This is a genomic window from Lacticaseibacillus pantheris DSM 15945 = JCM 12539 = NBRC 106106, assembly GCF_001311175.1.
Classification (GTDB): Bacteria; Bacillota; Bacilli; order Lactobacillales; family Lactobacillaceae; genus Lacticaseibacillus; species Lacticaseibacillus pantheris.
Window position 1 is genome coordinate 14,505 of record NZ_BBAI01000014.1, and the last position, 14,134, is coordinate 28,638.

Sequence of the window (14,134 nt, forward strand, 5' to 3'; positions counted from 1 at the left end):
TTAGCAACCAAAGAGCAAAACAAAACCACCAAGCCGAGATGGCTAGGCGGTTCATTAAAGATGTCCATAATAAGTTTGTGGTGCCCTCGTGGAAGAACATAAGCTGTGCTAATCTGTAGGGCTCACGCAGCGTGAATCAACAAACTAATCAACAGATTTAAGAGCTTCTAGCATGTCTACGCTTTGAATCTTCCGGTTCATCATGAACATCACAATCAGAGAAAATACAATTGTTAAACCGACAGAAATGATAATGTTGATCCAAGTTAGACCAGGCGCTACCATTGCTGTCGCAGGAGGGAGAAGCGCCATAATGTATGCGTGAAAAGCGTATCCCACCCCAATGCCGACTATGATCCCCGCACCGGTTAAGATATTGGTTTCACGATAGATATACATTAGCACCTCCTTAGGATAGAAGCCGAGCACTTTGAGCGTGGATAATTCACGCACCCGCTCTGACACATTGATATTGGTTAGCGTGTATAACACGACCAGCGAGAGCAGTGAAGCACTAAGCACCAAGACAAGGATTAGGTTGTTCAGATTACTTAAGATGTTAGTGATTGTCTTCTTAGTTTCCTTAGACTGGACGGTTTGAACGGCCGCGCTTGTCCGGTTGAATTTGGCAGCAAAAGCATTCACAGATTTGTCCGTGGCATGTTTCAGCGTCACTAGATATGCGTTAGCGGTGACTTTAGTGTCGTAAACCTGATTGTAATATGCTTTGCTCATGTAGATGGAGTGCCCAGCATACATCTTTGTAATACCGGCTACCCTTATTTTGTGACTGGTTCCATCAGCTTCTTTGATTGTGAACGTGTCACCAACATTAACATTTTGAAGCTTGGCGAGTTTTTGCGATACGATTGCGCCATTATTGCTGAGGGTCATCTTTTTATTTGTCTTGTAGTCCCTCAATTTGATATATCGATCAAGTTGAGAGGCCGAACTTGGGACAATTAGAGAGATGTCTTCACGCGAGTTAGAGTCGTTATCTGTTGCGTAAACATTGGCAAAGTGAGCCGAGCTGTAATGCTTGACAGTGTTTGATTTGGTAATAGTCTCTCGAGCAGAGGTGACCTCACTTTTTTTCAGCATTAGGATTGTACACAGTAACAAGATCGTACTGGCTAATTTGGCCGAACTGGCGGTCAATAATCGTGTTTAGCGAATCGCGAATCCCAAAGCCGGTGATCATCAGCGCGGTGGCCCCTGCAACTCCAATGATGGTCATGAGCATGCGTCCCTTATAGCGGAATAAGTTACGCGCGGTGACTTTATGGGAAAAACTCATTCTCATCCAGATTGGCGTGATGCGTTCCAACAAAATTAGTGAGCACTGACGGGGGGCTTTGGCAACATGAGCTCAGCGGTGATCGTCTTTAGGGAAGAATGTGCGGCTAGCCAAGAGGCCAGTACCGTCGAGAATAGAGCGAGGGCGAAGCCTGCAGCAATGAATTCCGGATGCAGTGCTAGTTGGAGATTCGAGAAATTAAAGTTGGCGGTGTACGCGCGGAAGATGATTCTTGCAACACGAGTAAGCCGAGAATACTACCAAGCACCGTACCTGTGACCGCGGTGGTGACGCTGTAGACAAGGAACTCGCGCATGACTTGGCCTTTAGTGTATCCAAGTGCGCGTAAAGTCCCCATCTCAATACGCTTTTCTTCAACCATTCGACGCATTGTAGTGAAGCTGACCAAAATTGCAATCAGGAAGAAAAATGCAGGGAAAGACTTGCCGAGTGCGTCAATGCGCGCGGCATCTTCGCCATAATTGTTGTAACCCTCGTTGAAGTCGTTACGGCTAGCAATCGTTAGCGTTACATCTTTTAACTGGCGCTTTGAGGACTTGGCTTCTGTCAGCTTGCCTCTTGCATCTTTGAGGGCCTGCTTTTGCGTCTTCAATTTCGCCCGCTGCTGATCCAGCGCTTGCTGTTTGATCGTCAGCGTCGCAACGGTACTCGAGGATTGAGCAGCTTTAGCTTGGATCATCTGGGTGTCTAGTTGCGATTGCGCAGCAGAGAGCTCTGTTTCTGCGTTGGTGATGGCCGTTGTGTTTTTGGCAATATTCGTTTCAGCGTCGTTAATTTGTTTTGTTAAATCTTGGCGAAGTTTTGCGACGCGCGCCCGATTGCGTCGGTTAAGTTTCTTTTGCAGTTTATCCACTTGCTTAGTTGCATAGTGTTCATAGGCCGTGGAATAGGCGGCACCTTTGGAATTAGTAAATGCTAAGCGGGCAACGTTCGGTTTGGTGCTAGAAAATGCCCCAGTGGTGGTATAGGCAAAACCGTATAAAGTACCGCTACCAAGGCTTGTCGAACCGAGGCTGTCCTTCTTTAGATACTCTGTTGAGGTGGCAAAGCCAACGATGGTAAATGTTTTGTGTGTCAGCCCAGTGCTGCCATTAGACTTGCCGGCGGCTACGGTAATATGATCACCGAGCTTGTATTGACCACGGAGCTTGTCACTTAACACAATTTGTTTAGCAGTGGTCGCCCTGTGCCCTTTAGTGATGGTCAATTTAGATAATGTTTTAGGATTACTTTGAACACGCAGCGCATGCTTGGTGTTCTTAATTACGGTGTCCGTTGTATAGCCGAATTCGGTCTTTTTGATGCCCGCAAGATTTTTAATCGCCGTTCGATCTTTTGTGCTCAAGCTCACGGTTGATGTGACTTTAGCATCTGCAAGCTGCTCGGTGTTGTATGCGGTTTGAGCGGTTTTGCGCATATTTGGTCCGGTGACGTTCAACCCAATTAAGACGAAGACGCCCAGCATCAAAAGCGCTGATACCGAGATATACCTTGCAAGAGACATTTTGAATTCGCGCGCAATATTTTTGTTCAGCATTTTCATCAATTATCGCCTACCATTCTAATTCGGCAACCGGAGTTGGATTCTCGTTGCGGGTGTCTGCTTTTACTTGACCGTCAGCTATTTCGATGACATGATCAGCCATCGGTCGAATCATTGAATTATGGGTCACAATAATCACGTTTTTACCGGATTTACGCGTGAAATCTTGAAATAATTGTAAAATCTTTTTGCCCGTGTGATAGTCTAGGGCGCCAGTTGGTTCATCAGCCAATAATAGATCAGGATTCTTCGCAATCGCGCGGGCAATCGCGACGCGTTGTTGTTCACCGCCTGAAAGTTGGGCGGGGAAGTTCTGGGTACGCTTCTCTAGGCCGACAGCAGTCAAGGCTTCTTCGGCTGGCATGGCTTGATCTGCAATTTCGGATGCTAATTCAACATTTTCGATAGTCGTCAAGTTTTGCACCAGGTTGTAGAACTGGAAAACAAAGCCGACCTGTTTGCGGCGATAAGTTGTTAATCCACGTGAATCGAGTTCGCCAAGCTCAACCCCATTCACATTTACCGTGCCACTGGTCAGATGATCCATTCCACCAAGCACGTTGAGTAAAGTTGACTTGCCAGCTCCAGACGCGCCGAGAATGATAGTGAGTTCACCGGGAGCAATTTCAAAGCTGATATTCTTGTTTGCGGTAACAGCGTGATCGCCACTACCATAAGTTTTAGTTTCATTTTGTACTGAGATGAAAGATGTCATTGATTTTTCCCTCCAGCCGGATAATAATGGACAACGTGTTAATCAAACTACTCAATTATTAAATCACATGCTGTGCTAAATTCTATGACCATTTATTTGAAAAGTGTCAATTAAACAGAGGAGGTTGACATGCCAACACATCAAGAACAGATTGCGAAGACTAATGCGGCGATCTTAAACGCGCTGGTTACCGTGGGGAAAACTAAATCATTAAACCAAATTACCGTGAGTGATCTAACTCGTCTTAGTGGTATTAGTCGAGGGACATTTTATTTGCACTACCTTGATAAAGATGATTTGGTCACAAAAGTTAAGGATAGTATTTCTTCTAAATTTCAGTTGATGTTAGATACCGGAATTGACGGTACCATGAACTATCAAGACTTAAGTGTCGGTCAACCGTATCCTGTAATAGAAGATATTGTTGCTTTTGCGGCTGAGAACAAAGCAATGCTTAGCTTTCTTTTCGGCCCCAATGGTGATCCGGCTTTTGCGACGTCGATTACAGCGATGCTTCAAAAATCAATTTTAGGCGAACTAAAACGGGTTAAAGGCGAGGCCACGTTTATAAGGGACTTACCCCAAGAATATGCGTTGTGCATAGTTACGAATGCCATCATGTCAGTTCTTCTTACCTGGCTGTCGGGTGATGATTTGTTGTCAGAAAACGAGCTATCAAAAGTGATTATGCGGGCATTGTATTTATCACCGTATGATTTGCTTGGGATTACTGCTCGGTAACTTTTCAATTTAGTACTTCCAGATATATGTTTACAATTTTCTATAAGTATCTGGTATCCTCAAGCTCCAATACGAAATGGAGGAGTCAGTTGTTGATGATTGGGTTATTGATTTCAAGTGGACAGACGTTGACCTCGAAGCTAAGACCGTGAACGTCAATAAGACCATGGACTATCACAACCGCGACTGGTTTGAAACGCCCGCACTAAAGACCGCTGCCAGTCGCCGTACCGTGGCGCTTGATGATGATACCGTGGCGTGCTTAGGCGTGTGGCAGGCCGTACAAGCGGCGATGGTGAATTCCGAGTGGGTATTCTCACGTGATGGGATTCCGTGCTTTGAACAGCAATTCATTGATATTGTGGGCGCGTACAGTACACTCGCCAAAGTTCAGCGAATTACTGTGCATGGCCTCCGTCAATCGCATGTGTCGCTGTTGATTAGCCTCGGTGAAAATCCACTCCAGAGCAAAGAACGTCTGGGGCATGAAGACATCGAAACGACACTCGGCACCTACGGTCATCTCTACCCCAACAGTAACTTTGAAGTCGCAAAAAAAAGCTCAACGGGATATTCTCCAAGGAGGTACCCGATGAGCCAACATAATTTGAAAAAGGTCAAAACTGTGCCACTGTATAATCGGTGGTGCTAGAAACGGTGATACCACGGGACGGGTGCGAAATATGCCATTATTCCCCGGGAAATAATGCAGCGCCAAGATTATTGGCGGGCGATTTGCCCACAAAACGTGATGACAACGCCTCTTTGCTAGTACAATATCGGTAACGGTATTACCTTGAGAATGTGGGAGGGCAGCAGGATGCAAATTGGAATTCGACTCGCAACGGCACGTAAAGAGCACGCGTTGACGCAACAACAAGTCGCGGATCAACTACATTTAACCCGTCAAACGGTATCTAATTGGGAAAATGAACGCAGCTATCCTGACGTTGCGAGTCTGATTGATTTGAGCAACCTGTACGGTCTATCCCTTGATATTTTACTCAAGGAGGATAACATGATGATGGATAAAGTGCGTGCGGACGCCATGGCGTTACGTAAGACAATGGTAACATTTTGGGCTTCGTGGATTATCGATGTGGCGCTGGCGGCGTTGTTGATTTTGTCGCAATTACACGTTGTTGGGTTTGAGCTTGGTGGCATCGCAGCATGATTGTGTGCGTATTGGTGCTGGTAAATATGGTTGTGATGTGGCCGGCACAGAAAGAGATTAACCATCTGGCTGGCAGAGACGTCAAGAATATCCAGCGAAGGCGTTCACGGCGACTAGCAATTGTAATTACAGTTATAGTTCTGTTAGGCGTGGCGCTGATTCTGGTGGGTCACTACTACCTTAGTTGGAGCACCATTGGCGGTTTGTTTGTTGGTGGTATGACTGTGATCGTGGTGCTGATGGTGATTGCTCGCCTGCATAGACGGTATGAAGGGTGAGGGTTCAGCGGTGACCGTGGTAACCAACACATCAATGGTTAACTTAAAAATGCCATGACAATTATGCGTAAACGCCGCAATGTGCCTTGGTACTCGTGAGTTTTGAAAACGAGCTCCGCCCCGTAGAAAGCGACATATAAGGTACTGTCACCAAAATGCCAAGTGCGGGCCTCGCTAAATTTCTGGTACCGGTGCACCGCGCCCTCGTTAGTTGTGCGTGTTAAAACGAGCTGCACCCCGCAGAAACCGACGTATAAGTAGCTCCGAACAAGAATCCAAGTGCGGGATTCTCGTCCAGAGCTACTTATACTCTGGTTTCTACCCGCGGGGCTCCGCTCTCTAAACGAGCTGCGCCCCGCAGAAACTTGCGCGTAACCCGCTACGGCAATGAAACCAGGTTCGGGTTTCGCTATATTTCTTGGGAACACTACTCCGCGCCCTCGCTATGCGTGCGTGTTAAAACGAGCTGCACAGGCCAGAAGACGCCGCATAAGCAACTCTAACCAAAAGGCCAAGTGCGGGCCTTTCGGTTAGAGTTGCTTATGCTCTGCCTTCTAAACGGCCTGCTCCGCTCTCTCTTTACATCTCCTTACCAAAAGTTCATACTAACAGTTATCGGTTTATCAAGTAGGGGCTGACACCCATGTGTCGGCCCCTTTAATTAGAAATTTTGTCAGGGGTGAGTCGTAATGGATGACGAAACACGCGCCAAGGGGCCGTGGAAGAAAAATCTTTACATACTGTGGGTGTGCACCTTTGTGGCTGGCCTGGCCTTTAGCGAAATCATGCCCTTCATGTCGCTGTACGTGGCCAGCATGGGTCACTACACCAAGTCGCAAGTGACCTTTTACAGTGGCCTGGTCTACGCCATTACTTTTTTTGATCACCGCCATCGCTTCCCCAATTTGGGGTGCCCTTGCCGACCGTAAGGGACGCAAAGTCATGATTATTCGCGCCGGACTCGGGACTGCCCTCTCCATGCTGCTCATGGGGTTGACCACCTCCGTCTGGCAACTGTTCGCCTGCCGTGCCCTCCAGGGAATCTTTGCCGGCTTCATCTCCAATTCCCAAGCCCTGGTTGCCTCCCAAACGCCGCGTAACCAAAGTGGCCGCGCCCTGGGCACCCTGGTGACCGGATCGACCAGCGGGATGCTGCTAGGACCAATCGTCGGCGGAATTTTGGCCGATGTCTTCTCCATCCGGAGTACGTTCTTCATCACGGCGGCCCTGCTGTTGGTAACCACACTCATCGCTGGCTTCTTTGTGAAGGAGTTCTTCGTGCCGGTAGAGCGCCCCAAGCGTGCAAAGGGGGAGAAGCGTTCCTTTTTGGCCGGGTTCCCGAACCCTAAGCTCACCATTGTGCTGTTGTGCTCAACCATGATTGTGCAACTGGGTAACGCCTCCATTTCGCCCATCCTGAGCCTTTACGTGCGTGAGCTCATGCATTACCGGGGGCCCATCACCATCGTGGCTGGGATTATTGCCGCACTGCCGGGGCTATCGAACATCATTGCCGCTCCACGGTTGGGGCGGTATGGCGACCATCATGGTACCGGGAAGGTGCTGACCGCGGGCTACCTCTTTGCCGTGATTATGTACTTCCCCCAAGGGTTCGTCAGCAGCATCGTCATCCTGGGCGTTTTGCGGCTGATGATTGGGGTGTCGGACGCGGCTTTGTTCCCGTCTATTCAGACCCTGCTGACGAAGAGCTCGCCCATCACGGCGACGTCCGCCATCTTTTCATGGAACCAATCGTTTCAAGCGCTGGGTAACATGTTCGGTGCGTTCTTAGGTGGTGCGTTGGCCGGACTCTTCGACTATAATGCCGTGTTTATTTGCACGGCCTGCATGTTGCTGTTTAATTTTGTGTTATTATGGTTCACCGAGCCGAGCCTGCGCCGCGGCCAGGTCGGCTAAAAATCTAATTAATAAAGTGTCCGCAGATGACACGGCACCCTCTTTGGGTAGTTCCGTTATCTGCGGGCGCTTTGTTTGAATACGTCAGTTTTGGCGGTGCTCTAAGGCCCTTTCCAAAGCTTCCGTGAGCGTGGCGCTGAAGTTAATTCCGGCCCTGCGTGCTGCGTGGTCTAGGGACTGGGGGATGGTCACGCTTTTGCGCACTGTCGAGTCCCTGCGCTTGCGGCGGGCGGCACGCAAGTCTACGCCCACCAAGCTCACAATGTCGCCCGGAAATGCTCGTTGAACGTCGCGTAATGGTGTTGGGGTAGGGTAGCTGCTATAGTCTGGTAATGCCACGCCCAGTGCATCGGGCGCGTTTTTAACCGCGTCGGTCAACGTTTTGCCCTGACTGATTGTGTCGGGAACATCAGGGAACGTCACAACGTAGTAGCCGTCGTCTGCATCCCTTGAAAATACTGCTGGGTAGATTGCGTAATCTGGTTTTGGCATTAACACGCACCTCATCTTGTCCGCAAGTGACTCTCGTATGCTCACAGTATAGTACGCATACACGCATCAATTAAGACAACACCTTTACCAAAACAAAAAAAATGCGTACCTCCGAGGGTACGCATTCATTCCGAAACATAGTTAAACCGTCGCGTGCGCCCAATAATCCGCCGCAATGCGCTGACCCTGATCGATTTTGGCCCACTGCTGTGCTGCCGTCAATTCGTTACCCCCGTCGCAGGAAGCAAAGCCGCATTGGTGGGACAGGTACAAACGGTCCTTCCCGAGAATGGCGCTAGCCTTATCTAGTAACTGACGAACACGGTCCTCGTCGTCCAGAGTGTTGGTCTTGCTGGACAGCGCGCCGAGTACCACCTCCACGTTGGGGCGGTCTTGCAGAGCCTTGAGTGCCTCAATACTACCTGCACGGTCATCGTCCCACTCCAGGAAGAAACGGTCGTAGTGCTGGTCGTGCAGAAACTTTTGCGCAATGGAGGCGTACGAACCGCCAGCAGCGTGCCGGCTGGCGTAGTTTCCACGACAGTTGTGGGTCCACACCTTCAGCCCGAGCTCGTGACCATAGTCGACCACGGCGTTGTTAATGGCGACAAATTCGTCGGCCAGGTCCTCAACACCACCTTTGCCATCCCCGAAAAAGCTCTGCTGGTTATCATCGGCAAATAGTTCCCACAAACAGTCGTCAAACTGGATGATCGTACCGCCGGCAGCCTGATACTCGGTCAGAAATTCCTTGTACGCGTTAATCAGACCGTCACGGAGTGCGTCCGCGGTGGGGTAAACCTGACCTTCACCATACAGGTGGTCAAAGACGGATAGTTCGGTGAACGCGTGGGCGGCGCCCCAAACGGTGGTTTTGACGTCCTGATCTCCCGCCTGCGCCTTGAGTTCCTTAAAGATGTCAATGAAGTGGTGGTTCTTGCCGGACAGCGGGGCGGTGATCCGAATGCCAATATCCTTCCGGGTTTCAAAGTTGCCACCGTCGTGATCTTCAAAGGTGTAACCATGGTCGGTAATGTAGCGCTCGATACCCTGGAATCCCCACAGAAAGTCCAGGTGCCACATGGACTTACTGTACTCACCGTCAGTGAGTACGTCGATGCCGTGAGCCTTTTCCTCCGCAATCACCTGCTTGATGGCGTTGGTTTCAACGTCCTGGTAACCGGGAAAGTCGTTGTAGAACGGGTACTGGATGTCGTCGCGGTGCTCGATTTGGTCCTTGTAAGTTAACAGTTCTGCTGGTCGCAATAGTGAACCGACAATTTGAAAACGTGATTGTGTCATGGTGGTGGCCTCCGTAAATTAAATGGTTGAGATTATTCTAACCGCTATGGCTGCGTCAGGGGTAATTCTTAATTGCTTGGTGGTATAATAGGCGCAATCTATAACACGGAGGTCATGCTATGCGGATTCAACAACTAGAATACCTAGAGAAGATTGCGGCCACGGGCTCCATTAACGAGGCGGCGAAGCAGCTATACATTAGCCAACCATCGTTATCACAGGCGATGAAGGAGTTGGAAAAGGAGTTTAACGTCCAGCTGTTTTATCGTAGTCGTGGCGGCATCACGCTCACTGACGCGGGACGGGAGTTTATTAACTATTCGCGCGGCGTCTTGGACCAGGTCAGCCTGTTGGAGGAACACTTTGGCCAGGGTAATGTCCGTAAGCGGGTGTTCAGCGTCTCGGCCCAACACTACGCCTTTGTGGTCCATGCCTTTGTCGACCTGGTGCGGGAAATCGGTGGGGATGCATACCAGTTTACGTTGCGGGAAACGCAAACCGAAAATGTTCTGGACGACATCGCTAGCCTGAAGAGTGAGCTGGGTGTGATTTACCTGAACGGCTTTAACCAGACGGTCATGCGGCGGCTGATTGCCGAGAAAGATTTGGAGTTCACCCCGTTATTTGAGGCCAAACCACACGTCTTTGTGGGTCGCGATAATCCCTTGACGCGTAAGTAGCGGTTAACACTGGCCGACTTGGCGGACTACCCGTACCTGTCGTACGAACAGGGGGACACGAACTCGTTCTACTTTGCGGAAGAAATTCTCAGCACCTTACCACATAAAAAAACACATTCAAATCAGTGACCGGGCGACGATTTTTAACCTGATGGTCGGGCTGAACGGCTACACCATCAGTTCGGGAATTATTTCGAGCGAGCTGAACGACGAGAAAATTGTGGCGATTCCGCTGGACGTCGACGATTCGATGACGCTGGGGTACCTACAACACCGCAAAATGGAGTTGAGTGACACGGCGCAACGGTACCTCGTCATGCTGAAGGAGCACATTCGGGGTTACGGGTTCACCGTATACGGCGATTAAGCCGCAGTTGGTGCTTAACGCGCGATGTGATTTAGAGTATCGTGATTGTAGATAGGTGGGTGTACCACCACAATGTGGGAGGCAGAATTTTGGCACAATTAGATTTAACGAGTACCATTCAGCTCAACAACGGTGTCGCCATGCCCCGGTTTGGCCTGGGCGTGTGGCAGACGGACAACACGACTGCGGAGGCGTCCGTTCAGGCGGCCATCCGCAACGGGTACCGTATGATTGATACAGCCAAGCAGTACGGCAACGAAGCGGGGTGGGTCGTGGACTAGCAGCGGCGTTCGCGGACGGTGCGGTGCGGCGCCAGGATATCTTTGTGACTTCCAAAGTTGCTAACGGCGACCAGGGGTACCGGCGCACCCTCGATAAGTTCGAGGGCACGCTACGTCGCCTGCAGTTGGACTACCTGGACTTGTATTTGATCCACTGGCCGGTTGACGGTCAATACGTGGAAACCTGGCGTGCGCTGGAAAAGTTGTATCGTGACGGCCGGGTGCGTGCAATCGGCGTATCTAATTTTGATGTGCAGCGCCTGCAGGTCTTATTGCGTGCGGCCGATGTGCAACCCGCGGTCAACCAGATTGAGTTTAACCCGCTCATGCAGGAGCAGGCGATGCGCAAGTTTGCGCCTGCACACAACATTACGGTTGAAGGCTGGTCACCGCTTGGTGGGGGGAAGGCGCTGAACAATCCGGTCATTGCGCTCATTGGGCAAAAACACGGCAAGTCGGTGGCGCAAGTTATTCTCCGCTACGACTTGCAGTGCGGAATTGTGACGATTCCGAAGACGGTGCACGAACAGCGCATGGTGGAGAACGCCCGCATCTTTGACTTCGAGTTGGATGATCAGGACGTCGCCGCGATTGCGGGCTTGGATCAGAACCAGCACGCGCTGTGGTATGACGCCTTTGGTTGGTACGGCAGCGACACCGACTTTGGCATGGCCACGCAAAAATGGCCGGACTCCACGCCGGATTACGATGCCTAGAAACAATCCTTATGTATGTTAACAGCGGGAGCCGCATTGCCATTCGTGGCAACGCGGCTCCCGCTGTTGGGATGTGCTGACAAGGCCACGGTGGGGTTACGGCTTTGTGAGCCGCTCCGTCATGACCGCTTCTGGGGCGAAACCTCCAACTCGCAAAGTGCGCGAGTTTCCGGTGCGACTTGGAGCCTGCCTGCCAAGTGCGGGCAGTCAGTCTCCAAGCTCGTCGCGTTCTAACGGCTAAAGCCGTAAGAACTCTCGGACTGGCTTCGCCATTCCTGCGAGTAGCACGCAGTAAGCGCTAAAGCGCAAACTGCCTGCGTAACCCCGGTAGCGGTCATAACTCCGGGTTCAGTCGCCTCCACCCCACCGCGACCTTGTCAGCACCCGTTACTATGTGATTCCTGAGCCAATTTTTGTGTCAATTAATATATCTGTTAGTGGCGCCGACTCATTAAAAGTTGCTGTCCCCACAAACACAGCGCGAGTCCCACTGCATCAAGTACGAAAAGTGCCAGTTTACCGCTGATGGTATAGGTACTGCCCAAGATAAAACCTAAACCTATCACCATCATCACTGCGCCGATTACGCGTCGTTCGCTCATCCACCATACTCCCTTTCTACTATTATTTTAACATGTCTGGCTGAGCAGACTGGCACTTTACACTGTTGGGTAGAAATGTGAACTAGCGGGTGCCGGCAAAGTGGTGATGGGGTGGTGGGGTCGTGTCCTGGGCTGTGGTTACTACAGTAGTCAGAGGCCGCGTCGGTCGGGTTGGTGAGTGGAGGCGTGTGGGTCGGAGCGGTAACCACTGCCGGGGTGTAACGCCGTAGGAACGTAGTGACGTACGGCGCGACGAATTCTGAGACTGACCGGTGGGCTTCCGGACAGGCTCAGAATCGCACCTCCAACTCGCGTGCACTTGGCGAGTTGGAGGTTTCGCCCTAGCAGTGGATTACCGCGGAGTGCCCACGAAAGCCGGAACTCGCCAACCCGACCAACGCTGCCGGCTACCACTACTGTAGCAATCACGTCGTAGGACACGCAAGCCGCAACCCCACCGCCACTTTGCCAGCACAGGCCAGCCATCTTTGTGCACGAACGCGAGGATATGATAAGCTAGTGGCAATTCAATTAGCGCGGTGCACCAAGTCCGCGAGGTTCCGTACATAATTATGTTTAACGATTGGGGAGGTAAACGATGCATTTTATCGGCACATTGACGTTACTTTTAATCACCACGCTACTCGCCGGCCACCTCGGCCAGCGCGCGGGTCTGCCCGCCGTTGTGCCGCAGATACTGGTAGGTGTGCTGCTCGGCCCCGCAATGCTGGGTTGGGTGCACGCCAGCACCAACCTCACCACCTTTGCGGATATCGGCGTAGTTATCCTGATGTTTCTCGGCGGGATGGAAAGCGATATCGACCTACTCAAGCGGTACCTGCGTCCCGCCCTGATCGTGGCGTGCGCCGGCGTCATCATGCCGGTTGCGCTTATCGGCCTGGCTAGCCGTTTCTTCGGCGTCAGTTGGACCGAAGCCGCATTTATCGGCGTCATCTTTTCCGCGACGTCCGTGTCCATTTCGGTGGCCGTACTCAAGGAATTCCATTACCTGGATACCCGCGAAGGGGCCACAATTCTTGGCGCGGCGGTTGCTGATGACATCATCGGCGTGATCTTGTTGAGCGTCATGATTGCCATTCTCGGCGGCGAGGGCATGAGTACCGGCGGGCACCAAAGTAACCTGGTAATCGTACTGGCAGGTCAAGTGGCCTTCTTTGCCTTTGTGTACGTCCTGATTAGGTGGGTGACGCCGTTCCTGTTGCACTTTAGCGACCGCCTCATGATGACCAGCAGCTCGACCATTATGGCGATGGTTATCTGCTTGGGGACCGCGTGGCTGGCCGAAGAGGTTGGCCTGAGTGGAGCTGTGGGCGCATTTTTTTGCCGGGATTGCCGTTGCGCAGACCGACTACAAAGCTGAAGCCCTATCCGATATTGAACCGCTAGGGTATGCCACCTTCATCCCGCTATTTTTCGTCAGCGTGGGTCTGAACGTGCGGTTTGATGGTATCGGGCGGGATTGGCTGTTCATTCTGGTTTTGAGCGTCCTGGGGGTCCTCACCAAACTGTGGGGTTGCGGCCTGGGTGCGCGCATTAGCGGCTTCCAGTGGTTGAGCGCCAACGTTATTGGTTCGGGGATGATTTCCCGGGGCGAGATGGGGCTAATCACCGCCCAGATTGGCTTTGCGGCCGGTTTGCTCCGCGAGGACTTCTACTCCGCCATTATTTTAGCGATAATCATCGTCACGATGATCGCACCATTCATGCTCAAACGGGACATCGTCAAGCAGCAGGCATATACCGCCAGCGAATGACCGGCCGGTTGTTCACAGCGAACGCCAAAATAATTGATACCTAGACTGAGGCCTGGATGCCACCGCAAGTAGCGTGTGGATCTGGGCTTTTGATTGCCTTTTAATTAAAAAAAATACGTGGCATGACAACTTTACAATGGCAAAAACGCTTGATTTAATTTAATTAAAGTCTCATAATATCCCCAACGGCGTTTTGTTTGTTACATAAAATTATGTCAGTGGACGCTCTTGTG

General features: G+C 51.1%; 13 protein-coding genes and 3 pseudogenes. 9 read left to right on the top strand and 7 right to left on the bottom strand.

The window, feature by feature from the left end; translation table 11 throughout:
- Window positions 1-144: 144 nt before the first annotated feature.
- From JCM12539_RS06085 to JCM12539_RS06100, 4 genes are all read right to left on the bottom strand, one after another.
- On the bottom strand, window positions 145-1,101 hold the full coding sequence (locus JCM12539_RS06085) for an ABC transporter permease (RefSeq protein ID WP_054650033.1): 957 nt from the start codon (window positions 1,099-1,101) through the stop codon (window positions 145-147).
- Window positions 1,085-1,237, bottom strand: a complete 153-nt coding sequence (locus JCM12539_RS06090; protein WP_156302087.1) for a hypothetical protein — start codon at window positions 1,235-1,237, stop codon at window positions 1,085-1,087. The genes JCM12539_RS06085 and JCM12539_RS06090 overlap by 17 nt, the downstream gene beginning before the upstream one ends.
- 238 nt (window positions 1,238-1,475) lie before the next feature.
- Window positions 1,476-2,861, bottom strand: a complete 1,386-nt coding sequence (locus JCM12539_RS06095) for an FtsX-like permease family protein (protein ID WP_054650039.1) — start codon at window positions 2,859-2,861, stop codon at window positions 1,476-1,478.
- A gap of 10 nt (window positions 2,862-2,871) precedes the next feature.
- Window positions 2,872-3,576: an ABC transporter ATP-binding protein gene (locus JCM12539_RS06100; RefSeq protein ID WP_054650041.1), complete on the bottom strand. Its 705-nt coding sequence runs from the start codon at window positions 3,574-3,576 to the stop codon at window positions 2,872-2,874.
- Between the two features lie 129 nt (window positions 3,577-3,705).
- Between JCM12539_RS06100 and JCM12539_RS06105 the strand changes: the two genes are divergently transcribed.
- From JCM12539_RS06105 to JCM12539_RS06125, 5 genes and pseudogenes are all read left to right on the top strand, one after another.
- A complete protein-coding gene (locus JCM12539_RS06105) occupies window positions 3,706-4,317 on the top strand; it encodes a TetR/AcrR family transcriptional regulator (RefSeq protein WP_054650043.1) in 612 nt (203 codons plus the stop codon).
- A gap of 76 nt (window positions 4,318-4,393) precedes the next feature.
- A complete protein-coding gene (locus JCM12539_RS06110; RefSeq protein ID WP_054650045.1) occupies window positions 4,394-4,969 on the top strand; it encodes a site-specific integrase in 576 nt (191 codons plus the stop codon).
- 168 nt (window positions 4,970-5,137) lie between these two features.
- Window positions 5,138-5,491, top strand: coding sequence for a helix-turn-helix domain-containing protein (locus JCM12539_RS12665; RefSeq protein WP_156302088.1), 354 nt, complete (start codon window positions 5,138-5,140; stop codon window positions 5,489-5,491).
- On the top strand, window positions 5,488-5,769 hold the full coding sequence (locus tag JCM12539_RS06120; protein WP_054650047.1) for a hypothetical protein: 282 nt from the start codon (window positions 5,488-5,490) through the stop codon (window positions 5,767-5,769). The genes JCM12539_RS12665 and JCM12539_RS06120 overlap by 4 nt, the downstream gene beginning before the upstream one ends.
- Before the next feature lie 689 nt (window positions 5,770-6,458).
- Window positions 6,459-7,686: pseudogene (locus JCM12539_RS06125) on the top strand (MFS transporter).
- An 84-nt stretch (window positions 7,687-7,770) separates the two neighbouring features.
- Here JCM12539_RS06125 and JCM12539_RS06130 read toward each other — a convergent pair.
- Window positions 7,771-8,178 carry a type II toxin-antitoxin system CcdA family antitoxin gene (locus JCM12539_RS06130; protein WP_054650049.1) on the bottom strand — a complete coding sequence of 136 codons (408 nt, stop codon included), beginning with the start codon at window positions 8,176-8,178 and terminating at the stop codon, window positions 7,771-7,773.
- A gap of 141 nt (window positions 8,179-8,319) precedes the next feature.
- On the bottom strand, window positions 8,320-9,480 hold the full coding sequence (locus JCM12539_RS06135; RefSeq protein WP_054650051.1) for a cobalamin-independent methionine synthase II family protein: 1,161 nt from the start codon (window positions 9,478-9,480) through the stop codon (window positions 8,320-8,322).
- 119 nt (window positions 9,481-9,599) lie between these two features.
- Here JCM12539_RS06135 and JCM12539_RS06140 point away from each other — a divergent pair.
- The 3 genes and pseudogenes from JCM12539_RS06140 (at window position 9,600) to JCM12539_RS06145 (ending at window position 11,524) form a co-directional block, all read left to right on the top strand.
- Window positions 9,600-10,527, top strand: a pseudogene (locus tag JCM12539_RS06140) (LysR family transcriptional regulator).
- Window positions 10,528-10,616: 89 nt separating this feature from the next.
- On the top strand, window positions 10,617-10,808 hold the full coding sequence (locus JCM12539_RS15125) for a hypothetical protein (RefSeq protein WP_369396073.1): 192 nt from the start codon (window positions 10,617-10,619) through the stop codon (window positions 10,806-10,808).
- Entirely contained in the window at window positions 10,793-11,524 is a 732-nt protein-coding gene (locus JCM12539_RS06145) for an aldo/keto reductase (RefSeq protein ID WP_369396074.1), read from the top strand. Before JCM12539_RS15125 ends, JCM12539_RS06145 begins: the two co-directional genes overlap by 16 nt.
- A 434-nt stretch (window positions 11,525-11,958) precedes the next feature.
- On the opposite strand, the gene JCM12539_RS13140 is transcribed toward JCM12539_RS06145, so the two are convergent.
- The gene (locus JCM12539_RS13140) at window positions 11,959-12,126 is read right to left on the bottom strand and encodes a hypothetical protein (protein WP_156302089.1); all 168 of its coding nucleotides are present in this window, start codon (window positions 12,124-12,126) and stop codon (window positions 11,959-11,961) included.
- A gap of 598 nt (window positions 12,127-12,724) precedes the next feature.
- On the opposite strand from JCM12539_RS13140, the pseudogene JCM12539_RS06150 reads away from it, so the two are divergent.
- Window positions 12,725-13,901 (top strand): annotated as a pseudogene (locus JCM12539_RS06150) (cation:proton antiporter).
- Window positions 13,902-14,134: the final 233 nt, after the last annotated feature.